Raw genomic sequence first — 24,747 nt, 5'->3', positions numbered from 1 at the left:
AACCCCTTATTTTTGGTCCGAATCATTTCCACCATAATATAGTACCACAAACAATCTAATCACTTGCATTTTGTCCGCATTCCCTATAGAATGACCATATAAGGTACTAACGTACCTTATTATTCACCGACATCATCATAAATAAAAAGGAGAGAAAAGACATGACCAATCAAGAAAACAAGCAATCTGCAGCAAAGTTAGCAGGCCAGGCAGTGGCCGAAAACGAGTCGATTTTTCGTCACTCCGTTGGCATGGCCAACAAGTTCGTGTCGCATATGGATTTTCATTTCACCCGTACTTTGGCTAAAGAAGCCTATGGTGGTGTATCCACCGGTGAGTGCTTCGAAGCTGCCTCGCATATTGTGGACGGCGATTTCTCAACCTACGCACCTGCGTGGCAGCCGTTAGCTGAGCGGATGGAGGCCAAAGGCTGGGACTGTCTCGAAAAAGGGCACAAAGTGAGTGCACGTGAAGCCTTCATGCGTGCGGCGGTCTATTGGGGTTGCGTGGGAATGTACACTAGCGATTCGGACCCGCTTACCAGAGAATCATGTATGCGGACGCGTGCCTTGTGGAAAGAAGTAGGAAAGCTGTCTGATCCGATCATGGAACCCGTGGATATCCCCTACGAAAACGGCAGAGTGATGAAAGGTTATTTCATCGCAGGCGGTGCGCCCGGTGAGCGGAGACCGACATTGTTAGGAATGGGCGGCGGCGAGAACTATTTGGAGGAGATCTACTTCCAGTGCGCCGGAGCGGTTCGCCGCGGTTACAATCTGCTGATCTTTGAGGTTCCAGGTCAAAAAGCAGCCATCTGGGAAAATCCGGATCTCTACATCCGCATGGATGCAGAAGTGCCGGTTGGTTATGTTGTTGACTATGCATTAACCCGTCCGGAAGTGGACCCTGATCGTATGGCCCTAATCGGCCATAGCTTTGGAGGATACTACGTGATGCGGGCAGCTTGCTTCGAGAAGCGGATCGCCGCTTGTATCGCCAGTCCTGTGATTTGGTCCATGCAGCCTGAAATCCTGCAGATTCTAGGGTTCAATGCGAGCAAGCCTTACCCCCGTGACATGGAATCCCAGATCGATCCGGCCAACACGACGGCGCAATTCGTCCTGGAAGGCGATTTCCGCGCAAGATGCGGGCATAAGAATACGACGATTGCGGAGTGGATGGATTACCTGGGCCAAGGCTCCTTATTGGGCCTGGAAGAGCAAATCACCTGCCCTGTGCTGAACATGATCGGCGAAGGGGAATTTGGACCTGATCAGCTGGAGGAGGAACGGAAGCATTTTGCCATGCTGAAGAACCCTAAGAACCGATTCAATCTGACCATGGCTTATGAAGGCGGGGAACAGCATTGCACGGAGAACAATCTGCTGCTCAAGAACCAGATTGAAATGGACTGGCTTGATGAAGTATTAGGATATGCCGGACAGTAAATTCCAGGCTTGAGAAGAGGGGCGAATATGCAACCATTAAACACTCAGGATAGTCCAATTCAAGACATCAGGATTGCCGGAAAAAAGGATCAGCTCGGGAATCCCGGACCAGCCTTAACCTTTATTTTCACCATGCTAACTATGGAGTTTTGGGGAATCTACGCCGGTATTTTCACCGGACCCACGATCATGGCAGTTGGGATGGTGCAGATCGCCTGCTTTATCCCTTACCTGATTGGCGCCATCCTGTACTATTGTAAAGGGGATTCAACCAACGGCAATGTGTTCCTGATCTTCGCCACCCTGTTCGGGGGAGTTGGTGGTTTGTCCAACATAACGATTGGTTTCTCAGACATTATAGGTTGGCCGGTCTCTACCCAGATGACAGCACTTCCCTTCATCCTGGGCGGGATCTCCATCCTGCCTGTGGTATGGATTAACCGTACCAGCGCGGATAAAGTGACGGTTATATGCTATATGGCGGCGGCTTGCTTCCTTACTTTTACAGGGCTAGTGAGCCTGAATATTCTAAGCACCCATTGGAATGTGCTCCTCCAGTGGCTTGGGCTTATCGTCACCATTACCGGATTGTATAGCTGCATCAACGGCCTGCTGCTCGGCGGCAGAAGCAGGGGGATTCCTGTAGGCAAACCCTTTTTTAAATAAGGCTAGATACGTTAAAAATAGAGTGAATCGATAAAGACGCTAACTCCATGTTAGTGTCTTTTCGTTTTTTCCCAAGCTTCGCCATACTTCCGCCATGTTCTGGTCCCCTCTACTCTGACATAATACGGTAAAAGAACAGAGGATGGATTTATACCAGACCTTAAGGAGGAAGAAGCATGTTTCATAAAACAGTGACGCTGCAGCCTTTTGCAGATATTTCGGAGTATACCAAAGGATTCAAGATTGTCTCGGCTCAATTAGGTGGAGATGGCTGTGTATATGTCCTGCTGATTAACCAGATCCCGGAACGCAAACGCGGAATGTTCGTCCAACCGGCTTTGCAGCAACCGCATACCTACAAGGTTCTGATGATAGAAAGCCAACATTATATCGATGAAATTACATTTCCGGACCAGCATTTCAATTATCATTATGTTCAGCCGCTTCGCAGACATCTGCTGCTGGTTGGAGCGCGCAGCACGTATTATGGTGCAGGCCAATATGATCTGAACGCCAAAGTGTGTGATTATACAGGACGTACCGTTCGTGAGTTCCTGCTTGGAGACGGGATTCAGAATGTTCAAGTGACGGAGAAGGGCACCATCTGGACCAGCTATTTTGACGAAGGCGTGTTCGGGAATAACGGGTGGGATCAGCCTGTCGGTGAACACGGCCTTGTGGCCTGGGATGAGCATGGCAACAAATTGTACGAAGATCATGTGTCGGATATTGCCGATTGTTACGCTTTGAATGTGGTCCGTGAAGAGGAGGTCTGGTTCTATTATTATACGGACTTCTTGCTCGGCTGCATCTCAGGCGGACCCGGTCAGCCCAAGGTTACGTTTATGAATCCTGAAATTTCCGGTTCGGCCGGGTTCTGCACGGATGGTTGTCACTTCTTGTTCGACGGCGGTTACGGTAAACACGGAGAATATGTTATCAAGAAACTTGAAAAATCAAGCTTGACCAAAGGACATAAGATACAGTTTCTGAATGAAAAATCCGAACCGCTTGAACTAATGTCGCAAGATTTCCGGGAAGACCGCGTGCTGTTCTGTGCAGATAATATGTTGTATAAGATTTCGGTTAAAGAATTGGTCTGATGGTGCGGATATAGATTGACAATAAATGGGGAATGACTTAGAGTAAGTAGTAAGTGATAAGTAGTAAGTAATAAGTGACGCGCCTTGGCTAAATTATGGGGAGGGGTGGATGGTGATGATGGATTTGAAATTAGCACAGAGTTTTGCGCTGATCGCATTAAACGCACAGAGTAGCAGTAATTACATGACTAATGCTAAGAAAGTGTCTTTGCGTGCTATGGCTGCTGCGGTTATTTTGGAGGTCTATTTAGAAGGATGGTTTACACAAACGGATAACGAGTTAACTTTCCGCAAAGAAGTTCTTGGCCAATCCAGTTCAACGCTATATAGAGAAGCTGTTCTATTTCCTTTGCTCCATAATCAGGCTGAGGTACAGGGGGATCTGGGCTGGTGGCTGAAAAAAGCTTCCATGTTGCCCAAGAAAAAATTAAAAAAGTTTGAAATTGCGATGTCGGATGATCTAAAGGCAATGAATTTGCTCGAAGAGATCCCGAGTCTGTTAGGAAGTGACATGTATTTCGATTCAGCGGGTGTTGAAATGAGAGTCTACCGAAGCAGTAACGGGGTATATACAAGCATTACAGAGAATGTCCGGGCAGAAATTCTGGAAGAGGGCACGGTAACGGATGAGGTCATTGGCATGCTCTGGCTGCTTCGCGAAAGTGGATGTATGCATGACTTCTTTTCAGGGAATGAACTGGAGCAGGTCAATACCAGAATGCATGATCTATACCGCAGTAACTTATGGGCCAAGACATTATTCCAAAGCCGAATCCATCAGGGAATGGCGTTAGGGATCAAGCGGTTTCTGCACATGAAGTCGAAGTTTGTGAAGACCTATGCAGGCAGCAGTATCAATTTTATCTTCCCTGTCCTTGAGCGGGCACAAGCTGTCTTTATAGAGACGGAGGCTTGGTTCGATAATTCTGATGCAAGGATAAACGCTGTTCTTACGAGGTTGCAATCCTATGGACATGAAGTTAAGGTGATTGAGAAAGGTTCCATTGCGACCCTCCGAATCGATAATTTGTTATACGATGCAATTCCGCATTATGTGATGATGAGAGTACCGATTCAAGGTGTGCGTCTTGTTCCGAAGCGTCCTCTGTAAAGGAGTAACTAGCTATGTCCAGGCAACGTTCCATGGAGGCCATTCTGGCCTCAGAGTATGTGTCTATAGGTGAATTGGTGAGAATCACAGGTTCCCGTTACAGCACACTGAAGCATTACACCGAAGAAGGTATGCTGCCCTTTGAGCAGGCTGAAGAGAATCTAACACGCAGATATTTAAGAGAGGAGACCGTCGCACGCATTCTTTGGATAAAGGAGCTGAAAGCGAACGGCTTATCGATCCCGCAAATTAAAGAAGCGATCGGACTCCAATGAAACTTTCTTAGCATGTGACACGTACACCACAATATGGTAGGGTTGTTGCATTAAATGGGAACTGAGGGTGGCATACAGAATGAAGGTTAAGATTTTATTTATTTTATTGACAGTTTCATTAACAGTAAATGTAGTGATATTTTATGGATTATCGAAGTATGATTTAGTTGAAAAAGGAAGTGCAATTTCGAGTATCAATAAGTCAGCTTCAACTTCTACTGATATCCCTAACACCAGTAAAACTGGAACAGGCAGAACTAACACAAGTACGGCAGAAGATTCATTGACATTAATTGATGAAGATACCATAGCAGCAACAAAAAAATCGGGTTACGATTATATCTATAGCCTAACTGATGATCAAATTATGAAGGCGATCAATGAAGGGAAGAGAGATCCTGCTTATATCGGTGAAGACTTCAAATTGCCTGTATCATCGTCGGCTAATAGCGATAGTGCATTTGACTACATGGGCGTATTTATTGATACACCTTACAGATATGTAGCCATATATTCAAGCGATCTATACGAGAATTATGGCAGGACGTCATCTATTAATGAAGTGTATAAATTTATCGGTTATGATCACATTTCATTCTCTGCTTACTTGTTCGATGGATGGGCTCAGAGGTTAGCCATGGAATTGAAGCAGGAGGGTGAACTCATACAACCCTATAAGACCGACAATAATGAGAATGGAGATATCAAGAGCATCTATTTTGATGTCAATGATATAGATTTTCGGGAACCCGCTTATTTGAGAATATATGAAAAAAATAATCCTGAAAAGTATGCTGAGTATAAGATCGCATTCGAGGATTATGTGAAATAGTCTGTTGAATGGGGTGAATGATATAACGATACTGCCTGTTATAATTTTTATCTTAGTATTTGTACCTACCATTGTACTCATCGTGAGTATGCCATATTTAACAAAAGAGACGATTAGCTTCGGGACCACCGTCAGCGTTGTACAATTCCACAGTAAGCTGCTGCGCCAGATGCGGAAGTCGTATGCCCGGATTAGTGCTATTTTACATACCATCCTGTTCATAGTTGGCATTCTATGCTTAATCTACAGTGATAAACATTCCAAGCAAGTCAGTTGGGTCATGATCTCCTACGCACTCGCCATGCTCGTAATCTCCTTGGTTATTAACTTTAGGTATCATTTGAGAATGAAAAGCTTACTGCCTACGCTGTCTTCTGCTCCCGAATCATCGGTCATGGAGATGGAACCTGGATTTCGCAAGGGAAAAGTTGGCCTGCCCAGCCAGTGGTTCCTCATTCACGTTTCCATTATTGTTGTTAGTATTGTAATGGTGCTGCGCAACTACGATCTGATTCCTGACCAGCTTCCGGTTCATTTCGACAGCAGTTGGACCGTAGACCGCTATGTAGATAAATCTTATAGTATCGTATTTATACCTACGATCATGCAGGTGTTAGGGACACTTCTGTTCATATTTGAATATTGGAGAATGCGCAGAGGGAAGCAGCAGGGGAGAGAAGACGTATCTTATCGCCGTGCCTGGTCGAATTTCATGATTACAGCAAGCTTCTTGTTCGTTATCCTGATATCGGTTGTGCAGCTAAACATGATAGCTATGCTTAACATTAATTTTGTTATCCCCGTTGTCCTGATCATAATAGCCTTAATCATCCTATACGCCTACACCTTAACGTACTGGGCTGGTCAGCGCGATAGCCACTGGACATGAGCAGATGATTGAGCGCTGGATCAGCCACGCCTCAAATTCTGAGTGCCGCTGATCCAATGCGCTACAACGTAACGGAGCTGCTTCTACCTATAGCGTAACGTTATTTCCTCTTAGTGGAGTCCTCAATCCGCCTTCCGCTTTTCCACCGGCACCCACACTTCGACTTCAGCATCCATAGGGTTGCCATTGGTTAATACCTCCGCAATCGGGTGTCCAGTGTACACATACTCATAATCATCGTTCAGGATACCGCCGAATGCCTCATCCTCCAGCCGGTCAAACGCGAGACGCGATAACCCGCCCTGACCTGACAACACCAGATACTCTCCTCCCGGAAAAAGTACTTCACCCGCAGCCTCCGGCTGGGGCTTGGACGACTGAACGCCTGCAACATACAGAATCTTTCCATCCTCCTGGGCAATCGCGGCGAAGCCGTATGGACTCTCAGACAGGGGACGCAGGGAGGCCATGGAGCCGTTCTCCAGCGTGCTTTTGAAAAAAGCTGTTTTGAGCGGAGAATACGCCGGATCGTGCACAGCTCCACCCTCACTTAGAGTAGTCTTGTAGCCGATCAGGCGGAATGCGTCTTTCGTTTCAATTCTGGTCGAAATCATGACAATGTACCTCCTGGATAGTGTAATTTGTGTTTTCCAAGCAAGCATAATCTACCAACTGTGACACCTGTATGGCATACTTGATTCGAGGTGGTCTTGATGAAAATGGATCGCTTGATTGCGCTCATTATGATCCTGCTGGAGCATGAGCAGATTAGTGCGCGCGAGTTAGCGGAGCGTCTCGAAGTCAGCAGACGAACGATTTACCGGGATATTGATACGCTGAATCGAGCCGGCTTGCCGATCTATACGCTGATGGGGGCATGGGGCGGTGTCGGTCTGATGAAGTCCTACAAGGTGGGCAAAACCGTGTTCACTCCTCAAGAAATCCATAACCTGATGAATGGGTTACACAGCTACAAGCAGCTGTTCGGGAGACGGGAAATGGTGTATGCTGCCGAGAAGCTGAACGCTCTCTACCCCGACAACGCAGTGGACAGACCGAGTGCGCCGTTCGTCATGGATCTGTCCTTGAATCAAGGCAACGAATCGCTGCGCAACCTGTTCGGGATGATCGAGACGGCGATGAATGAGCATGCTGTGCTGGCTTTTGCGTATACGGATGCGCGGGGGCAGATCAGTGAACGGCGGGTGGAGCCGTATCAGGTGGTTTTTAAGGAGAGCAGCTGGTACTTGCAAGGCTATTGTCTGGACAGACAAGACTACCGCATCTTCAAGCTGGCCAGAATGAGCGGTCTCCAGGTGCTGAAGGAGCAGTTCGTTCCAAGAGCGTTCACCCCTCTCCCCATGGATGGGAGTGATTGGCTTAACCAAGGCTGGGTGGAGGTTACGATCCGGCTGGACCGCTCCGTTATGGATCGGGTAATCGAACGGTTCGGTGCCGACCATATCCTGCGGGTGGATGAACACCACTGCTGGGCCAAGTATCCCATTATTGCGAATGACTATGGCTATGACCGGCTGCTTGCTTTTGGAGACAAGTGTGAAGTGCTGGGGCCGCCCGAGATCCGCAGCGGGTTCAAGGCATATGTGCGGGGGATTATGAGTAAGTATGAGGATTAAAGTTAACTGGAGGTGCGGATGATGGCGAACACAGTTAGGGCAGAGAAAAAAATTGGAGCAAGCGATTATCTGGCTTTAGCATTGTATGCGTTTGCAGGGTTTGGCCTGGAAGTGGTATTGTCGATGGTTTTGCCTTCAATCTTGGGAGTGAAAGGCTCCGAATATACACTGCTTCATCAGTGTATTCACTGGGGAATTACCTGCTTGCTGTGGGGCGGTATGGCGTTATTCCTGATCAGGCTCTCCAAGCACAAATATGATTTTGACATCATGAGGTTGAATGCAACACCGGACGCCAGAGGATGGTTGCTTGCGTTGGTGGTATCGATGATCGCCATTGCAGCGACAACCATTGTGTGGGAGGGCTTCAAGCCGGTTCAGGAATACAAGGACGTGGTGAGATTTATTTTTCAGAATGTCTATTACTTGTTCGAAGCTGCGTTGATCTTGTTAACGATTGCGTTTGGGCAGAAATTCGGTGAATCACTATTCAAAAGAGACGGCCTGCCTTACGGCGGGATGTTCCTCGCACTCACCTGGGGCCTGATCCACATTCTGCTCCAGGGCGGAGCGACGGGGGGGTATGCGTTTTTCATGTCGCTTTTATATGGAATGATATACATAATGTTGAGCAAGAATGTGCGGTATGCGTATGTGGTGATTGCGGTTGTGTTTGTTTTGTGAGGTGTACTAAGGACAACAAAATAAAACAAGCAAAGCAACAGCTCATGCGTGACTTGAAAAAATACCGTTCTGAGCGAAGATGAGTAACTAGATGTGACGATAGAGTATTCGGAGAATTCCTAGAGAAGGGGAAAGTAATAGTGTCTAAGCATCCAGTATTTGAGATCAAGTATGAGTTGTTTGAAGATCAGGTAGAGGAACTGAGAACGGTGGATACAGCGACATTTGATAAAGAGTGGCATCAGATCTATGGGGCATTTACTCTGGTTGTAGACGGACATGAGTTCATTCCATATCCATCTCCAGACATGCCTTTATCAGCAAAAGGGCTATATTCTGAGCTCATTCTAACCAATTTAGATCTGCTTGTCGATGCCTGCAACTACTTAAATTCGCATAACTACTTAGCCTTGAAGTATGTTGAGAATTCCTGGACCTGGTTAGAAATAGAAGTGGAGAATGAGATTTTAATCTTAAGCGAGAAAAACGGTGAAATACCTTATAGATATTTAATTCAAACGGATAAGCTCCTTTTAAAAGATGTGCCATATGGGTCATTCTCGAATATTAGAGTACACAAAAGTGAATTTGTTAATGAGATAAGAACTAAAATCATTGAATTTATTAGGGAGATTCAAGCGATAAACAGCGGAATTTTGAAATCTGTTTATTTTTCTAAATTTTTGGGGTTTTGTGATAATCACAACAAAGGAGCTATCACATGCTGCCATCGCTAACGTTCCTGAGACATCAATTAGAGGGAATTCTGCGTAATAAATTTGCACAGGGGCATCAAACCTCCGGTTATTTAGCCCGATTGGAAGAGCTTTCCGCAAGTTATGATGCTTATTTGGAATTCGCTCATAGCTTGGCTGATATGCCAATGCGGGAGAATTGGCCTTATTATGAGCCGAATGAATTGGAGGAGATATGGCGGGAATGCGATCCGGATAGACCTCTGGGCCAGATCGGAGTCTTGAATCTGAAGGACAGCTCCAAGCGTGTAGAGGCAGGCTTCCTCGCTTCAGTCTGTGGTTCAATGCTGGGCAAGCCGATTGAGGTCAATCCCACCTTGTCGGAATTACGTCAAGCGTTAACCGCTGTGGGGGAATGGCCGCTGAATGATTATATTTCGGAACAAGCCCTTCATGCGTTGGATCGTCGTCATTGGTCATGGTTCGAGACGACGCGCGGGCGGATTCGCTATGTGGCACCTGATGATGATATCAACTACACCTTAATAGGAATGATGGCGTTAGAGCAATTCGGTAAGGGTTTTACGAAAAGAAATCTAAGAGATTTATGGATAAATCATCTTCCGATAAGTACAACCTGGGGGCCGGAGAGGGCCATCCTGGTTCGGTCGGGAATTAGCTATTTGGAGCATGACAGAGAAGTATTCAATCATTCTGAAATAGAGGCTTGGCCCGACTTCCTGGTGCAAGATACCGAATTATGCGGGGCAGCGATTCGTGCAGATGCTTACGGTTATGCCTGTCCTGGTCAACCTGCGCTTGCGGCTGAGCTGGCTTGGCGTGATGCCAGTTTTACACATCGCCGGACGGGAATCTATGCCACGATGTTCATTGCCGCTGCAATTGCTGCCGCTCATGTGCTGCGCGATCCGCTTGAAATCATAAGAACTGCACTGCAATTCGTCCCTAGAAGGAGCAGGTTCTATGAGATTACCGAAGATTGCCTACAGATCGTAGCGAATGCAGATCACTGGCTGGAGGCTTATCAGGGGATTCATCAGAAGTACGCGAATTACTGCCATTGTCAGGTGTATCAGGAAGTCGGAACCTTGATCAATACCTTTCGATTTGCTGAGAATACTGGAGACGGAATATGCAAACAGGTCATGCAAGGAAACGATACCGACAGCTTCGGAGCAACTGCGGGCTCTCTGCTCGGAGTGTATTTCGGCCCGGACAGCTTGGATGCGAGATGGCTTGAGCCTTTCCAGGACCGGATTCATACGGGCTTATCTAATTTTCATGAGCAACAACTCTCCCGTTTGGCTGAGCGTATCGGGCATTTGCCAGAGCTGTTGCATACTGACCAGCACCGAATTCTACCCAGCGAGTTGTATGTGAATGAGAATTTGGGGATTTGAATGGTTTTGGAGGATGGGGGCATCGGAATGCAGCATGACAGCGAACATTCAATCATCCAAGTGGAACATGCAAAATGGGGTCGAATTCTGTTTCAATACTGCAATCTATATGGAAGAATTATTCGGAACAGTTTATCTATACCCGAAACCAGCTTTTCCAACAGTCGTGAGTTCAGTTCTGCAGATTCGCGGTACTGAGCTAACGAACAACGATAATTGGTACAAATTGACCCCTGATTCTAACATTGAAGAACTTAAACAAAGAATAACGAAAGACATTTCAGATTTTATATTCCCTCACCTGCGGCAGTTTCAAGAGGTTAAAAATGTCATTCGGGTAATGGAGCTAAGGGAGAAAGCTGGAATATACGAGAACCCGCATCATTTAACTGCACTCTATTGCTTAACAGGTGATATGGAACAAGCACAGGCACGCATGACTAAAGTGTATAACGAACTGAAGCTGGAGTCTCAAAAAGAATTCACCGCTGGATTGGCTTTGTGGTTAGGGTTGGAAGTGTAAACCATGTGTTGATATGAACAGTGTTAATCGCGTAATTTATATTCTCGCCATGCGGTTTCATAATCTTGGCTTTTTATAAAGTAACGGTCTTCGAAGACATTGCTTTTGTAGATTTTAAGGCCAAGTTGAATTCCGTCTTCACTATCAGTTACGTCTCCTGTATCTATTAGTGTGGTCTCATCCATACTCTCATAAGTAGTGGTATAAGAGTATTTCTTTCCATCAATTGTGAGCCAAGTCACGGGATCGCTATTGGACATATTATTGTTGCTGCTTGTAACTTTATCATTTGAACATCCAATTAAAAGAATGCAAACGGATATAATGAAAAGAAGTTTCTTCATAATTTACCCCTCCGAAATTTTTAGAAAGCGCCATAAACTTAGTTTATGGCGCTCACGAATATTAGTTTATGCTAGTACCATACCACCCAACCCTTACGGCAATTTGATTATAATGGTCTGTATCCCAATATGATGTACTATACATGGTTCCGTAATTCATGATGCATAAAGGCGAAGGTCCTGAAATATCGTGTTGAAGTGAATAGAGATGAGAAATTTCATGTTGTAGAGAGTGCCAGTCAGAATAAATATCATTTTGATCCCAGTTTACTGCATAGCTACCATATATGGGATTGCTAGTTACTTCTTGAGCAGTGCCGGAAATTTGAATACCATAATTATCAACGAAATCAGGTTCGGCTGTAAAACCAATAACAAAGTCATAGCTATTTGATGAATAAGAAGACATTAAATTATTTAGAATTTGTTTACCATTGCTGCCACTGGAATTCCAATATTGATAAGCTGCAACTGTTAAATCAATACCAAAATCTCTGTTGAAAGCATCGTCTGCTCCCTCGACTATACTTTCTGTTAATGAAATCCAATTACTATGTTTCGCACGGTATTCTTCATCAACAGCAACTAAGACTCTACATAATCTACCGGAAGAAGCCCGGGAGTTTATATTGTTATCTTCAGTTTCAGTAGTGTTTTTTTCTATAACGTGTGTATTCACAATGTTACCGTTTTCATCATACACCGTAGCAATTGAAGATCTTTCAACAATTGGTGTGTAATTTTCTTGAGAAGTTTTGAACCTATTGTAGTTAATTGGCGGTCCCCCCAATTCTTTATTTGAATAAAGAATCTCCACGTCATTATTTAGGTTTGAAGCTTCTTGTTCATTGTTGCTGGCAAAGCCGGTTGAAGCTAAAGACAATGAGAACAGTAGCAAAGCTGTTGTGGTTAAAAAGAATTTTTTTGTTTTCATCAATACCTCCTGAATTGGGTAATTATGTAACAAGGAAATATTACCATTATGCTAAAGTTACGTATATATATAAATCTAATATTGAGTATAGAAAATTATTGAACTAATAGAAAACAGATTACTTTATAGGCATATAGCAAATGTGAAAAAAACTGTTTGTTATTGAAGAGAAATTTCGGAATTTGAAGAAGAACTTTTTACACTAACAGAAGGTATCGCAAAAAATTACTACTCCATTCCCACAACACTGTGGATTGGTATACATGGGTAGGAAGCTGTAGATGGAGAACGAGCCGATCTTCTTATCTGTAGGTTATTTGACTTGTCATTGATGAGATGTTCATGTGAATCCTTTATCATTAAAGATTATGCTAAAAAATAGGAGGAGCTTTTTTATCGGTAACTAACTTTATAGAACATCTTTAAATGTTCTATAATGAAACTATCTTATAGAAATTTGTTTTTTTGGAGGTTAGTTCCTTGTTAGATGCGAGAACCGTACTTAGGTATTTTATTGAATATGAGAAAATGACAGCCTTAATGGAAAATTCGCTTTCAAAGGTGGAAGGAGAACTCTTTAGTGATGATTATTTGAGTAATACCAGTACTTTAGAAGAATATTCTTTCCGTAAGAAAGTTACCACTATATTCAAAAAGGTTACGGATTACAAGGATATAAAAAATCAGCTTAAGAAAGGAAAGTACAGCGACGTTGAGCTTACATCTAGTATTGAACTTGTTGTTTCAGGAGGAATGGAGATAGCCGACTTTTTATCCTGGATCTCCTTCGTATACGCGGATAATAGGGTGAATACTGAAGAATTTATAAAAAATTTACTAGTGGATACCACAACAATTTGCTATCCACTTTTAAAGAAAAAAACGAAACAAGAGACAACGATAAAGCCCCTGATCACGTTTAAGTGCAGATTTGAGGATCAAAAACTTCAGGTAGATAGTTTTTTTATCAATAGAGAAAGCTTAGAAATAATTATCGCTAAGCTCACAAATTGTTCAACATCTGAGGTTGCTGAGCTTGAAAAGACTAACTTACAGGAATTGCTAAGTGCAAATGACTATACACAACAAACGAATATGTTTGAAATCATAAATATTTTGAATAGAGAGCTATCATCAAGATACGGGAAAGCCCTTGAACACTTTAAATCTTATGAAGGCTGGCAGAAACTTAATCAGGCATTTATTACATATGAAACATTGGAAGACATGACAAGACCGATTTTTCAAAAGGAGATTCAACGTATTATTGATTTAGTTTCAGAGAAAGTAAAGTTTCCAGAGCTGTTGTTGAATTATTTAATAGGGGGACAATCCACTGTAGAGTATAACAACTCAGAAGAAGGTAAGTTATTTCATTATGGAAGTTATTCTGGTTCGTATCCGATCAACGAGAAGCAGTGGCATACGCTTGATGCAGCTCAAAATCACACTCTTCTATCGGTAAACGGCCCCCCAGGTACAGGGAAAAGCACGCTGCTCAAAGAAATTTTCGCCGATAATATGGTTAAAAAAGCAAGGAGACTGATTGAAATATGGGAGCAGCCATGGGAGCGGTTTAAGGAGAGAAGCAGCGAACTATATCGATATCCGATCACTGGTAGCGAACGAACTTACTCGATGGTTCTAACTAGCACCAACAATAAAGCCGTGGATAATATTGGGCTAGAGCTACTTAAAGAAGTGGAATACTTTTCTCAATTTGTAACTAACAAAGAAGAAAATGAGCAAATTAACGGCTTCTTTTGCGCAAGATTAGGCAATGCCACTAATAAAGAGTCATTTATGAAGAATTTTGTTCCTATGTTTATTAAAGGGCTGGAAGCTGAATACAACCAATATCTTCTGCCTGAAGTAAAAACTCAATTTAATGATGCATATAACAAACTTGAAAATATGTATGGTGATATAGAGCGATTCATTGAAGGAAGAGAGGAGCTTGTTCGTTTCTATAGTGATAATAAAATAACATTTATAAGCATAACTGAAGATAGATCAAGATTTTTAAGCGAAAGGGAGGGGGCTGAAAAAAGGATTAATGAACTCGAAATATCAATGAATGATCTGAAGGACAGATATACAGACTCACAACATAATATCAGAAATTTGGAACAGAAAGTGGAAGAAACCAAGTTGCGATTGCGAGTCATACCCGAAGAAATCAAGAAAGGCTACAGTATATTAGAGAAATATCTAAAGTGGAAGAAGAGGAGTTGGTATGGGTGGCTTATTCCAAAAAGAAAAGTTTTCTTCAAGGAATATCCATCTGAAACTTATATTGAAAATCGTTTGATCAAGAATAAAGAGGCCGAGGAGCAAGAATTACTTAATAAGCGATTACCATCATGCATAAACGATCTTAATGTTGTGAATTCGACTGTATTAGAGATTCAGGAACAGCTTGCTGATCAAGAAATGGAGCAACTGGTATTGACACGGAAATTGCAATTTCTTTATAAAACGATTGAAATGTTGGAATCACAGATGTTAAAGGAACAAGAACTCTTTGATAAATGGGAGTTAGAGAAAATCTCATTAAACAGCAGATTTGACTTTTCGTGCAATCCTATTATTCTAAAAAAACGCCACGAGCTGTATCTACTTTCCTTGAGAGTGACAGAACAGTACATCTTACTACATGCAGAAAAAGTGATACATAACTTGAATTTGATATGTGAAGGCAGCTGGTTCAATCCTTTTTTCAATGAAGGAAACAAGAGAGACATTCAATATGCAAAAGGGATTCAGAGTCTCTGGGACACAATGTTTCTTTGTTTTCCAGTCACCACTTCTACCTTACATTCCTTCGGAGAGAGAACCTTTCATTTGTTGCCGCAACTAATTGACACCTTACTTGTTGATGAAGCGGGTCAGATTATGCCGCATTATTTGAGCAGCCCTTTGTTTCGATCCAGAAGAGCTATAATAGTGGGGGATATTGAGCAATTGGAGCCTATAAGGCTCTTAAAAAGCAATGTGATTGAGCAATTCCAGCCTATACCGGAGACACATCATAATACGCTCTGTGTGCAGCGCAATAGTGCTCAAAGTTATGTTGATCTTAATTCGGATATATACGAATGCGATTACCAAGGAAAGAGAAAAGGAATGATCTTAACCGAGCATCGCCGATGCGAGGAAAGTATAATGTTATTTTCGAATCAATATGTTTATGGAAACATACTTACCATCATTAATAAAGACAACCATGACAAGCTGTTTGAACGAAATTTGGTAGCAATAGACGTACGAGGTTTAAAGGATGGCAGAGCCCACTTTAATCTTTCGGAGGTGCAGGTGTGTAAGAATCTGGTAGATGCTTATGTGAAGGAGTATGGTGAAGATATTAAAGGGCAAATCGGTATTATAACTCCATTTAGTAAACAAAAAGAAAAGCTGCAAGCATCCATTGCTGGAGTAGATATCGGCACTGTACATACCTTTCAAGGGCAGGAGAAGAAATATATAATTTTCAGCTCAGTCATCGATAGTAACATTTCAAAAAAACAAGGACTTGCTGCATTTATTGGGGGGCGGTCTAATATGCTAAATGTAGCTTTATCCCGTGCAAAAGAACAGTTTGTGTTAGTTGGGAATCTTGATGTTATTTCCAATCTTAAACATAATCATTTGCATCATGTTCTTAGGATTATTATGGACAAGGGTGTAGGTATTAGCCCCTATGACGAACACTTTCATACTGTAAGTTCCGATTTAGAAGCTATTTCCTTTGCGTTGTTTACTACTCCCACTGATAGGATGGAGAATGAAAATGAAGTATTTTCTACATACATTCGTGAACATATACCGCAACATCTAATTATAACACCAGAAGAACACTATCAGGTATTGATAGAAGCAATTCGTCATGCCACTAAGTCAATAGTCATCTTCTCCCCTTGGATTATGCCGTACGTGGTTAATGAAGAGTTTATTGGTATTGTTGAAGTAGCGATGGCTAGAAGCGTGGAGATCCGAATTGGTTTTGGATATAGAGGGGGAAAAGGGATCGATATCCATAATATCAACAGTATTGTTATGAAGGATTATGCACTTGGAAGAAAATCAGATATTGAACTATCAATTTCAAAGCTTAAAGAGGTAATGGGAGAAGCACTTCAATATATTCCTCCTATTCATTCTAAAATTTTGTTGGTTGATGATAAGTATTTGTTTATAGGTTCTCATAACTGGTTATCCAAGATTGGGAAAGTTAGCAAACGTGATGAAGTAAGTTGTTTGATCGTTGAAGATAGTATGATTCAGTATTTAAAAGAAAGATATATTCATATTAAATTGAAATAGCATTAATTAGAAGCAATGGTACCACCGAACAAAAAGCTCATGGAGTTCGCCACTGAGCTTTTTGTTCGGTGTCTGTTCTTAGATAATCTTGAACCCTACAGTATCTAAGCATTATACTAATTTAACTTTTGGAGTAGGGCTTCTTTTGGTTCGTTCGATTGAGTAAGTAGTCAGTACTCGTCATATGAAAATCTGCCAGCTTGATCAGAATTGCAGTGGGAATATCGACATCACCGCGTTCATAATTACTATAAATCCGCTGGCTGCATTGCAAATACTCCGCCATTTGAGTTTGCGTCAAATCCTTATCTTCGCGTAAATCCCGGATACGTTGATACATATTTGAACACCTCCAACGCAAGCATATCTTAGCGAATTATTCGCTATTGATTTTAGCGAAAAATTCGCTAATGTAATCAAAGAGATGATGTTTTGGGAGGGGTTACAAGTGAGTCTTTTAGAAGATCTATATTACGGTAAAATCTGCCCAAATGAACAAATCTGTTTAAATGATCCCGAGTATGTACAGAACTCTAAGCTAATCTCGGAGCGTATAAACATTCTGCAAGCAAAGCTGTCTTCAGAAGACTTCACCGTGCTCGAAGAAGTCATGGATCTGAACAGTCTCCTGATCTCTATCTCGTCCGCTTCTGCCTATACTCTTGGATTCAGAACGGGAGCTGCGATGCTCATTGAAGTATTGGAACATAAGACAAAACCTATACAGACTAAGGAGAAGTTGATCTTTGAACAAATAAAGTCGGATGGGAGAGAATTATGATACTTTTAATTCTAAATTGCCTATGCTGATTGACGAGCTTCTTCAAGCGGAAAGTTGGGGCATTGTTCAAGAGAAGTGGATTCCTGCTATTAAGGAAGCTATTGCCTTGGGAGAGGTAGAAAAGCTGGTTGAGCTTCGAGGTAGGTTTCCGTATTCTTTTGAGAATTCACTAAAGCAATTGAAGAAAGCGGAGCGGGTATTTGTTCGAAATAGTCTGAGGTAAAGAAGCCAATGTGTCTAACGGTATGCATTGGCCTCTTTTTATTTTGTTAGGGTTTGGACTGATAGTATTGGAGGAAGCTTATTAATTTGAAATCGTAAGATTACCGCTCGTAATATTTTTCCATTACATTGTATAATAAGTATAGCCTATAGGTGAAATTTGAGTCTCGGCAGTTCGTTTAATTAATTGTATTCTTTAGATTGACAAATTTCGTGAATATGACGTTTACCAGAAATCAAATGAAAGGAGTAACAAAATGATACCTTCAATAGAAAACGTTGTACAACTTGATTTTCTTAAGTATCTAAATCAAAAGGAAAATCAAATTTCTTTACGAACTAAACAAAGATACTTGAGTGACATTAATTATTATATAGAAAACTACATAAATAATTCAAATATCATTGATGGATTGGATAAGTTTTTCGTACCAAGAGATATAGCATCATTTCTTAGTTATAGAAGAAGTTCTACAGCCAGAGCTACAGTAGTTAATTTTATGAACTTTCTTAAAGAGTATGGACATCTTAGTACTTTAAAGTATATTGAGCTGAATGATTATCTAAGAACGCTAAAACTAACAAAAGTAGAGAAACAGATGAAGTTTTTCTCTAATGAAGAATTATCTTTTCTATTAAGTGACAAGATAAATTATAGTGACAAGGACTCCGAAGAAGACAAGATCATCCTTCACCTAATTTTAATGATGTCCTACCATTTGATATTTGAACAAGATCACTTAATAAAGCTCAACTGGTCAGACGTTGATTTGGATAAAAAAAGAATCAATAACCTACGAAAAGATAGATTAGCCTACAAGTGGATTTCTTTGAATGATGGATTGTGGGAAAAGCTAAACGAAATGAAGAAGAATATTACAGATATTAACGATGATTCTCCAGTGTTAATCCATAAAGGTGAGCGTCTCAATACTAACAAAATTAATTCGTTGTTATCAATACTTAAGCGTAAACAAAATTTGAGTATTTTAGGTGGTACGACTGATATTCAAAAAATAAATAGAAGTAAAATATTACAGGATTTGAACAGTACAAATGGAAAAGAAACAATTGAAATTATACAAATAACAGGGATAACTAAAAGTACACAATTTGAACATGCTCTAGAAGAATTTTTACTTAGCGAATATTCAAGGATCTCATCTGATAACTCATAACATAATATTATGCGAACCATTTTTCGACCCTACAAAAATGCCGTGATCCCTTGTACAACAAAGGATTATCTCATCTCCTCGCTTCGCTTTTGTTGCTCTGGTTTTTAAGTTCAAATCTGAAGAAGCAAGTTAAACCGAGTAAGGAGCCAATCGAAGTACTCTAAATATAGAGCACCTAGTAATAATCTATTTAGATAGAATGAATGGGGGAGAAGACAATTGATAATAAAAAAAGTGAAAATCCAGAACTTTAAGAGTTTCTGCGGGGAGTTCGTTTTAGAACTTAGTGAAGGAATGAACATCCTAGTAGGCAACAATGAGGCAGGGAAAAGTACGATTCTTGAAGCGATTCATTTAGCACTCACTGGTCTTCTTAATGGCAGACAAATCAAAAATGAGTTAACACAGTATTATTTCAATAATACTGTTGTAAGCGAATACTTAACAAAATTGGAGCAGAGACAAAGTCACGAGTTACCATACATATTAATTGAAATATTTTTGAGTGGTGATAATATAGCGTTGTTAGAGGGTAATGGCAATAGCGATCGTGCGAAGGAAAGTGGGATCTCACTTAAAATTTGCTTCGATGAAAAGTATCAAGCTGAATATGAACAATTAGTTAGTAAAGGAGATGTAAAGACACTACCCATTGAATATTACGATTTGGTTTGGTCTACATTTGCTAGGGAGATAATAACGCCAAAAAGCATACCACTAAAATCGGCCATGATTGATTCATCAAGTAATCGATATCAAAATGGATCTGATATTTATATTTCTAGAATTGTTCGGGATAACCTGGAACCCGCAGATATAGTGGATATTTCCCAATCCCATAGAAAAATGCGAGATAATTTCATGGGTTCAGAGTCAATTCAAGCTATTAATGCGAAAATTCAAGAAACCGCCGTTCTAACCGGAAAGAAAGTCGAGCTTTCTGTTGAGCTGCTTTCTAAGAATGCTTGGGAAAACAGTTTGGTGACGTATCTTGATGACGTACCGTTTCACTTCGTTGGAAAAGGCGAGCAATGTATTGTGAAAACTGAGTTGGCTCTAAGCCATAGGAGAACAAGAGAAGCTGCAGTCGTCTTAGTTGAAGAACCTGAAAACCACCTATCACATACTAAATTAAATCAGTTTATAAAAAAAATAACGGAGAATCAGCAAGATAAACAAATAATTATTTCTACTCATAGTAGTTTCGTAGCTAATAAATTGGGGTTAGGCAACTTGATTTTATTAAACGACAAAAAGGCTATAAAGCTCAATAATCTAAAGCCTGATACAAAAAGTTTCTTTCAGAAGGTCGCTGGTTATGATACCCTTCGGCTGATTCTCTGCAAGAAGGCTATTTTAGTCGAGGGAGATTCCGATGAACTGGTAGTTCAAAAAGCATACATGCTTTCAAATGAAGGTAAATTACCTATTCAAGATGAAATCGATGTTATTTCGGTAGGCACTTCTTTCTTACGTTTCTTAGAGATCGCGGTATTGCTTAACAAACCTGTAACAGTCGTTACAGATAATTATGGAGACGTAGAAGCTGTTAATAGAAAGTACAGTGACTATTTGGGTGATGACAAAAATGAAGGTATTAAAATTTGTTTTGATCCGACTGTAGATGAAGGTAATTTAGTTATTGGAAAGAGCCCCTTTAACTACAATACATTGGAACCAAAACTGCTAAAGGTTAATGAGCTCAGCAAGTTTAATACTATTTTCGGAACAGAATATGCAGACGTTGATGATATGTATAAATATATGAAGTCTAATAAAACCGAGTGTGCATTGAAAATATTCGAAACCGCTGAATCTGTGGTATTTCCTGAATACATCGCAGATGCAATAAGGTAATCAGTATGAAAACTAATAGACTGGTTATCGCAGCTGCTGGTTCTGGAAAAACAACATTTCTTGTAAATGAAGCAATAAGGCTACGAGAAGGAAATGTACTTATTACAACTTATACCCAAGCAAACGAAGCCGAAATTCGTAAGAAGTTTGTTGAATTGAATGGGTGCGTTCCATCTCATGTTACAATTCAAACTTGGTTTTCCACTTTGCTACAACATGGAATTAGACCTTATCAGGGAGGATTATATGATGAGCCAATTCGAGGAATGCTTCTAGTAAATGAACCATCGGCTTTGAGATATGTTCAGGGAACACGTAGGGTTTACTTTGGTGAAATTACTCACTTTAAACAGTACTACTTTACAAGCGACTCTAAAGTTTACTCAGATAAGATTTCCAAATTGGTTGTCAGATGTAATGAAAGAAGCGGCGGTGCCGTTATTAAGAGATTAAGCAGTATCTATTCGCATATCTTTATTGACGAAATCCAAGACCTAGCAGGATATGACTTGGAGATTGTAAAGTTACTATTAAAGAGTGATTCAAGCGTGCTCTTCGTAGGCGATCCTCGTCAGGTAACATATCTAACTCACATTGAAAGAAAGTATGATCGATATAAAGAAGGGCGTATCAAAAGTTTATTCAAACCGAGTGTCGAAGGATAGATTGTGAAATTGATGAAGACTCGTTAAATGTATCCCATAGAAATAATGATCTGATTTGTAGTTATTCTTCAAAATTATTTCCTGAATATAATTCATGCCAATCAAACCAACATGAAGTGACGGGACATGACGGGATCTTTTTAGTAAGAAAACAAGATGTTGAACATTATTTACAAAGCTACACCCCAGTTCAATTAAGAGACAGCATCAGAGAAACGGTAAATAAAGATTACAAGTGTGTTAATTTTGGCGAATCTAAGGGTCTTACATTCGAAAGGGTATTAATATATCCAACTCAACCCATTATTAAGTGGATTAAGAATAACACCTTTGACTTAGCTTCTACGAGCCGCTCAAAACTGTATGTTGCATTAACTAGAGCGAAGTTCAGTGTTGGAATCGTCTTTGACTATAATCAAGCGACTGATTTTGAAGGACTTAATAAGTATGTGACCTAATGCTGATAAGGAATAGGTATGGGAATAAAGTTACCTGATAAGTTAGGGTAGTACCAAGCTCAACTAAGAGTTTGGTGCTTCCGTTTTTTATTCATAAATTTTTTTGAGAGAAAGGTCCTATTTGGCCTCAGAATTGAAATTACTTGATCGATTTGCTGAAAATAGTTCAGAAGGTATTAGTGACGGCATTACCCGTTTAAATGAAGAACCTTTAAAAGTCGATTGCACTGAAATTTAGCGCAGTCGGTTTTTATACGTTAAAGGGAGGGAATGAGATGACAAGGGTAAGTGCCCTGGCTAATCAAAAAGGCTCTGTAGGCAAGACGACAACAGCTGTGAATTTGGGAATCTGCGTGGTTAAGGAGGAAGAGAGATAAACTAATAAATGTGCAAGGGAAATTGAGAGATTCCTTGGGCTATCGGGAGCCGAATAGGACAGTATACTGTTTCATTCGCTAAGCTGCTTGTAAAAATAGATGATGGAGGAAGCCTAAAGGACACAGGAAGAGATTTCCCCCACCAATTTGGGTAAACTAACCCTATACGTACTTTACCCAAATCATCCGAAATGAGGGGACGCCTGGTGACGACTCATAAAACACCCAATAGATTAGCGAACGAAAAATCGCCTTACCTGCTCCAACACGCCCACAACCCCGTGGACTGGTATCCATGGGGAGAGGAGGCTTTTGCCAAGGCGCAGGCGGAGAACAAGCCGATCTTCTTATCTGTCGGCTATTCGACCTGCCATTGGTGCCACGTAATGGAGCGCGAATCCTTCGAGGACGCCGAAGTCGCCCAGCTCCTCAACGATCACTACGTAGCGATCAAAGTAGACCGCGAGGAGCGGCCGGATATTGATGCGCTGTATATGTCGGTGTGTCAGGCGCTGACGGGGAGCGGGGGATGGCCGCTGACGGTGCTGCTGACGCCGGAGAAGAAGCCGTTCTATGCGGGGACGTATTTCCCCAAGCGGCAGATGTTCGGGCGGATCGGGCTGATGGATGTGCTGGAGCAGATTCATACGAAGTGGGAGCAGGATGGCGATGCGCTGGACAAGCTTGGCGATGAACTATTAACTGAGCTGCACACGCTGGACCGTAAGAATGCGTATAACCCTGATACTGCGGGCAGTATTCCCGGAGCGGAGCTGCTGCATGAGGCGTATGAGCTGTACCGTCGGCAGTTCGATGAGGAGTACGGCGGGTTCGGCAACGCACCGAAGTTCCCTTCACCGCATAATCTGTCTTTCCTGCTGGCCTACAGCCAGCTTCATAATCAGCCGGAAGCGCTGCGGATGGTGGAGCATACGCTGGAGTCAATGTACAAGGGCGGCATGTACGATCATGTGGGCTTCGGCTTCGCACGGTATTCGACTGACCGGGAGTGGCTGGTGCCGCATTTTGAGAAAATGCTCTACGATAACGCGCTCCTGGCGAATGTCTATCTGGAAGCCTTCCAGCTTACGGGGAAGCCGCTGTATGCGGAGATTGCCGGGCAGATCTTCACGTATGTGCTGCGCGATATGACTTCGCCGGAAGGCGCCTTCTATTCCGCAGAGGATGCTGATTCCGAGGGTGTGGAAGGCAAGTTCTATGTCTTCTCCCGGGAGGAGATTGAGGAAGCGTTGGGACTGGAGGACATGCATTCGTATTGCCATGTGTACGGGATTACGCCGGAGGGCAATTTCGAAGGCAAAAATATTCCGAATCTGCTCCAAGGGCTGCCGGAGGAGATTGCGGAACGTATGGGCATGAATCCGCTTGGTCTGCGGACCCGGATGGACGAATGGCGCGAGAAGCTGTTCGAATACCGGGAGCAGCGCATTCATCCGCTGAAGGACGACAAGGTGCTGACCTCATGGAACGGGCTAATGATCGCTGCGCTGGCTCTGGGGGCCAAAGCCCTCCAGAAGCCGGAATATGCCAGAGCCGCCGAACGTGCAGCGGACTTCATCTGGGACAGGCTGCGGCGTGAGGATGGACGGCTGCTGGCCCGTTACCGTGACGGGGAGGCGGCGATTCCGGCTTATGTGGATGATTATGCTTTCCTGCTCTGGGGCTTCAGCGAATTATATGAAGCGACAGGCAAAGCGATCTACCTCGAACGGGCGCTGGAGCTGAAAGAAGGGCTCCTCGAACTGTTCCATGATGCCGAAGGCGGCGGGTTCTTCTTCACCGGGCATGACGGGGAGAAGCTGCCGGTCCGCTCGAAGGAATTGTATGACGGCGCGATTCCGTCCGGGAATTCGGTGGCGGCGAAGCTGCTCTGGAAGCTGTCGGTGATTACTCAGGATATGGAGTTAAAAGAGACCGCTGAACGCACCGCTGCGGTGCTTGCTTCGGCTGCTTCGGAGTATCCGCCGGGGTATGCAATGTATTTGCAGGCCCATCTGGCGATGGTCTCCGGCGGCAGAGAATGGGTTCTCTCCGGCAAAAAAGAAGATCCAGTGCTGCACGCTATGCTCGCCCAGGTCCAGCAGGCCTATCTGCCGGACGCGGCACTCATTGTTAACTGGGAAGGGGACAGCGAAGGAATTCTCCGCCTGCTGCCGCATCTGGCTGACAAACCGGCCATCCGCGGCGAAGCCACCGCCTATGTCTGCCGGAACTTCGCCTGCCGGGCACCGGTAACAAACAAGGAAGCGGTGCGGGAGCTGCTGGCTTCCGGCAGCCGTGAGGAATAGTTCACATACGAAGAG

24 protein-coding genes are annotated in these 24,747 nt (G+C 42.6%); 20 read left to right on the top strand and 4 right to left on the bottom strand.

Annotated elements, in window-relative coordinates:
* Positions 1–161: 161 nt before the first annotated feature.
* From MHI24_RS03535 to MHI24_RS03505, 7 genes are all read left to right on the top strand, one after another.
* Positions 162–1,448, top strand: a complete 1,287-nt coding sequence (locus tag MHI24_RS03535; protein ID WP_340024179.1) for an alpha/beta hydrolase — start codon at positions 162–164, stop codon at positions 1,446–1,448.
* Positions 1,449–1,475: 27 nt separating this feature from the next.
* On the top strand, positions 1,476–2,114 hold the full coding sequence (locus MHI24_RS03530) for a hypothetical protein (protein ID WP_340024178.1): 639 nt from the start codon (positions 1,476–1,478) through the stop codon (positions 2,112–2,114).
* A 176-nt stretch (positions 2,115–2,290) separates the two neighbouring features.
* The gene (locus MHI24_RS03525; RefSeq protein ID WP_340024177.1) at positions 2,291–3,217 is read left to right on the top strand and encodes a hypothetical protein; all 927 of its coding nucleotides are present in this window, start codon (positions 2,291–2,293) and stop codon (positions 3,215–3,217) included.
* Positions 3,218–3,332: 115 nt separating this feature from the next.
* Positions 3,333–4,328, top strand: coding sequence for a hypothetical protein (locus MHI24_RS03520; RefSeq protein WP_340024176.1), 996 nt, complete (start codon positions 3,333–3,335; stop codon positions 4,326–4,328).
* A gap of 14 nt (positions 4,329–4,342) precedes the next feature.
* Complete coding sequence (locus tag MHI24_RS03515; RefSeq protein WP_340024175.1) at positions 4,343–4,603, top strand: helix-turn-helix domain-containing protein; 261 nt, start codon at positions 4,343–4,345, stop codon at positions 4,601–4,603.
* A 79-nt stretch (positions 4,604–4,682) separates the two neighbouring features.
* On the top strand, positions 4,683–5,435 hold the full coding sequence (locus tag MHI24_RS03510) for a hypothetical protein (protein WP_340024174.1): 753 nt from the start codon (positions 4,683–4,685) through the stop codon (positions 5,433–5,435).
* 346 nt (positions 5,436–5,781) lie between these two features.
* On the top strand, positions 5,782–6,324 hold the full coding sequence (locus MHI24_RS03505; protein WP_340024173.1) for a DUF1648 domain-containing protein: 543 nt from the start codon (positions 5,782–5,784) through the stop codon (positions 6,322–6,324).
* 122 nt (positions 6,325–6,446) lie between these two features.
* Here MHI24_RS03505 and MHI24_RS03500 read toward each other — a convergent pair whose 3' ends face one another.
* Positions 6,447–6,938, bottom strand: a complete 492-nt coding sequence (locus MHI24_RS03500) for an effector binding domain-containing protein (RefSeq protein ID WP_340024172.1) — start codon at positions 6,936–6,938, stop codon at positions 6,447–6,449.
* Positions 6,939–7,043: 105 nt separating this feature from the next.
* Here MHI24_RS03500 and MHI24_RS03495 point away from each other — a divergent pair, with 105 nt between their 5' ends.
* The 5 genes from MHI24_RS03495 to MHI24_RS03475 all read left to right on the top strand — a co-directional run bounded on the left by MHI24_RS03495 (position 7,044) and on the right by MHI24_RS03475 (position 11,284).
* Positions 7,044–7,961, top strand: a complete 918-nt coding sequence (locus MHI24_RS03495; RefSeq protein WP_340024171.1) for a YafY family protein — start codon at positions 7,044–7,046, stop codon at positions 7,959–7,961.
* Positions 7,962–7,979: 18 nt separating this feature from the next.
* A complete protein-coding gene (locus MHI24_RS03490) occupies positions 7,980–8,645 on the top strand; it encodes a hypothetical protein (protein WP_340024170.1) in 666 nt (221 codons plus the stop codon).
* A 140-nt stretch (positions 8,646–8,785) separates the two neighbouring features.
* Complete coding sequence (locus MHI24_RS03485; protein ID WP_340024169.1) at positions 8,786–9,382, top strand: hypothetical protein; 597 nt, start codon at positions 8,786–8,788, stop codon at positions 9,380–9,382.
* Positions 9,367–10,761, top strand: a complete 1,395-nt coding sequence (locus MHI24_RS03480) for an ADP-ribosylglycohydrolase family protein (protein WP_340024168.1) — start codon at positions 9,367–9,369, stop codon at positions 10,759–10,761. Before MHI24_RS03485 ends, MHI24_RS03480 begins: the two co-directional genes overlap by 16 nt.
* Positions 10,762–10,795: 34 nt before the next feature.
* Positions 10,796–11,284: a DUF4304 domain-containing protein gene (locus MHI24_RS03475; protein ID WP_340024167.1), complete on the top strand. Its 489-nt coding sequence runs from the start codon at positions 10,796–10,798 to the stop codon at positions 11,282–11,284.
* A gap of 23 nt (positions 11,285–11,307) precedes the next feature.
* On the opposite strand, the gene MHI24_RS03470 is transcribed toward MHI24_RS03475, so the two are convergent.
* Both MHI24_RS03470 and MHI24_RS03465 read right to left on the bottom strand, forming a co-directional pair.
* A complete protein-coding gene (locus MHI24_RS03470) occupies positions 11,308–11,628 on the bottom strand; it encodes a hypothetical protein (protein ID WP_340024166.1) in 321 nt (106 codons plus the stop codon).
* Positions 11,629–11,689: 61 nt separating this feature from the next.
* Positions 11,690–12,562 (bottom strand): M12 family metallo-peptidase, encoded by an 873-nt coding sequence (locus MHI24_RS03465; RefSeq protein ID WP_340024165.1) that lies wholly within the window; start codon positions 12,560–12,562, stop codon positions 11,690–11,692.
* 480 nt (positions 12,563–13,042) lie between these two features.
* Here MHI24_RS03465 and MHI24_RS03460 point away from each other — a divergent pair, with 480 nt between their 5' ends.
* The gene (locus MHI24_RS03460) at positions 13,043–16,885 is read left to right on the top strand and encodes an AAA domain-containing protein (protein ID WP_340024164.1); all 3,843 of its coding nucleotides are present in this window, start codon (positions 13,043–13,045) and stop codon (positions 16,883–16,885) included.
* 121 nt (positions 16,886–17,006) lie between these two features.
* On the opposite strand, the gene MHI24_RS03455 is transcribed toward MHI24_RS03460, so the two are convergent.
* Positions 17,007–17,225: a helix-turn-helix transcriptional regulator gene (locus MHI24_RS03455; protein ID WP_036733492.1), complete on the bottom strand. Its 219-nt coding sequence runs from the start codon at positions 17,223–17,225 to the stop codon at positions 17,007–17,009.
* Between the two features lie 108 nt (positions 17,226–17,333).
* Here MHI24_RS03455 and MHI24_RS03450 point away from each other — a divergent pair, with 108 nt between their 5' ends.
* The 7 genes from MHI24_RS03450 (at position 17,334) to MHI24_RS03420 (ending at position 24,732) form a co-directional block, all read left to right on the top strand.
* Positions 17,334–17,666 (top strand): DUF6809 family protein, encoded by a 333-nt coding sequence (locus MHI24_RS03450; protein WP_340024163.1) that lies wholly within the window; start codon positions 17,334–17,336, stop codon positions 17,664–17,666.
* 479 nt (positions 17,667–18,145) lie between these two features.
* On the top strand, positions 18,146–19,066 hold the full coding sequence (locus MHI24_RS03445) for a hypothetical protein (RefSeq protein ID WP_340024162.1): 921 nt from the start codon (positions 18,146–18,148) through the stop codon (positions 19,064–19,066).
* 219 nt (positions 19,067–19,285) lie between these two features.
* Positions 19,286–20,923 (top strand): AAA family ATPase, encoded by a 1,638-nt coding sequence (locus MHI24_RS03440; RefSeq protein ID WP_340024161.1) that lies wholly within the window; start codon positions 19,286–19,288, stop codon positions 20,921–20,923.
* 5 nt (positions 20,924–20,928) lie between these two features.
* A complete protein-coding gene (locus MHI24_RS03435; RefSeq protein WP_340024160.1) occupies positions 20,929–21,588 on the top strand; it encodes a UvrD-helicase domain-containing protein in 660 nt (219 codons plus the stop codon).
* Complete coding sequence (locus tag MHI24_RS03430; protein ID WP_340026592.1) at positions 21,564–22,046, top strand: hypothetical protein; 483 nt, start codon at positions 21,564–21,566, stop codon at positions 22,044–22,046. Before MHI24_RS03435 ends, MHI24_RS03430 begins: the two co-directional genes overlap by 25 nt.
* Positions 22,047–22,321: 275 nt before the next feature.
* On the top strand, positions 22,322–22,423 hold the full coding sequence (locus MHI24_RS03425) for an AAA family ATPase (protein ID WP_340024159.1): 102 nt from the start codon (positions 22,322–22,324) through the stop codon (positions 22,421–22,423).
* Positions 22,424–22,629: 206 nt separating this feature from the next.
* Positions 22,630–24,732, top strand: coding sequence for a thioredoxin domain-containing protein (locus MHI24_RS03420; protein WP_340024158.1), 2,103 nt, complete (start codon positions 22,630–22,632; stop codon positions 24,730–24,732).
* Positions 24,733–24,747: the final 15 nt, after the last annotated feature.

This window comes from Paenibacillus sp. FSL K6-1096, from assembly GCF_037977055.1.
In the GTDB taxonomy this organism is placed as follows: Bacteria; Bacillota; Bacilli; order Paenibacillales; family Paenibacillaceae; genus Paenibacillus_AQ.
The sequence above is the reverse complement of the archived record's forward strand: the minus strand, read 5'-3'. Positions and strand labels throughout refer to the sequence as shown.

Excerpts from the sequence above, each read along its gene's own strand:
- MHI24_RS03535 (WP_340024179.1), top strand. The coding sequence starts at position 162 with ATGACCAATCAAGAAAACAAGCAATCTGCAGCAAAGTTAGCAGGCCAG.
- MHI24_RS03530 (WP_340024178.1), top strand. The coding sequence starts at position 1,476 with ATGCAACCATTAAACACTCAGGATAGTCCAATTCAAGACATCAGGATT.
- MHI24_RS03525 (WP_340024177.1), top strand. The coding sequence starts at position 2,291 with ATGTTTCATAAAACAGTGACGCTGCAGCCTTTTGCAGATATTTCGGAG.
- MHI24_RS03520 (WP_340024176.1), top strand. The coding sequence starts at position 3,333 with ATGATGGATTTGAAATTAGCACAGAGTTTTGCGCTGATCGCATTAAAC.
- MHI24_RS03515 (WP_340024175.1), top strand. The coding sequence starts at position 4,343 with ATGTCCAGGCAACGTTCCATGGAGGCCATTCTGGCCTCAGAGTATGTG.
- MHI24_RS03510 (WP_340024174.1), top strand. The coding sequence starts at position 4,683 with ATGAAGGTTAAGATTTTATTTATTTTATTGACAGTTTCATTAACAGTA.
- MHI24_RS03505 (WP_340024173.1), top strand. The coding sequence starts at position 5,782 with ATGAAAAGCTTACTGCCTACGCTGTCTTCTGCTCCCGAATCATCGGTC.
- MHI24_RS03500 (WP_340024172.1), bottom strand. The coding sequence starts at position 6,938 with ATGATTTCGACCAGAATTGAAACGAAAGACGCATTCCGCCTGATCGGC.
- MHI24_RS03495 (WP_340024171.1), top strand. The coding sequence starts at position 7,044 with ATGGATCGCTTGATTGCGCTCATTATGATCCTGCTGGAGCATGAGCAG.
- MHI24_RS03490 (WP_340024170.1), top strand. The coding sequence starts at position 7,980 with ATGATGGCGAACACAGTTAGGGCAGAGAAAAAAATTGGAGCAAGCGAT.
- MHI24_RS03480 (WP_340024168.1), top strand. The coding sequence starts at position 9,367 with ATGCTGCCATCGCTAACGTTCCTGAGACATCAATTAGAGGGAATTCTG.
- MHI24_RS03475 (WP_340024167.1), top strand. The coding sequence starts at position 10,796 with ATGACAGCGAACATTCAATCATCCAAGTGGAACATGCAAAATGGGGTC.
- MHI24_RS03470 (WP_340024166.1), bottom strand. The coding sequence starts at position 11,628 with ATGAAGAAACTTCTTTTCATTATATCCGTTTGCATTCTTTTAATTGGA.
- MHI24_RS03465 (WP_340024165.1), bottom strand. The coding sequence starts at position 12,562 with ATGAAAACAAAAAAATTCTTTTTAACCACAACAGCTTTGCTACTGTTC.
- MHI24_RS03455 (WP_036733492.1), bottom strand. The coding sequence starts at position 17,225 with ATGTATCAACGTATCCGGGATTTACGCGAAGATAAGGATTTGACGCAA.
- MHI24_RS03445 (WP_340024162.1), top strand. The coding sequence starts at position 18,146 with ATGATACCTTCAATAGAAAACGTTGTACAACTTGATTTTCTTAAGTAT.
- MHI24_RS03435 (WP_340024160.1), top strand. The coding sequence starts at position 20,929 with ATGAAAACTAATAGACTGGTTATCGCAGCTGCTGGTTCTGGAAAAACA.
- MHI24_RS03425 (WP_340024159.1), top strand. The coding sequence starts at position 22,322 with ATGACAAGGGTAAGTGCCCTGGCTAATCAAAAAGGCTCTGTAGGCAAG.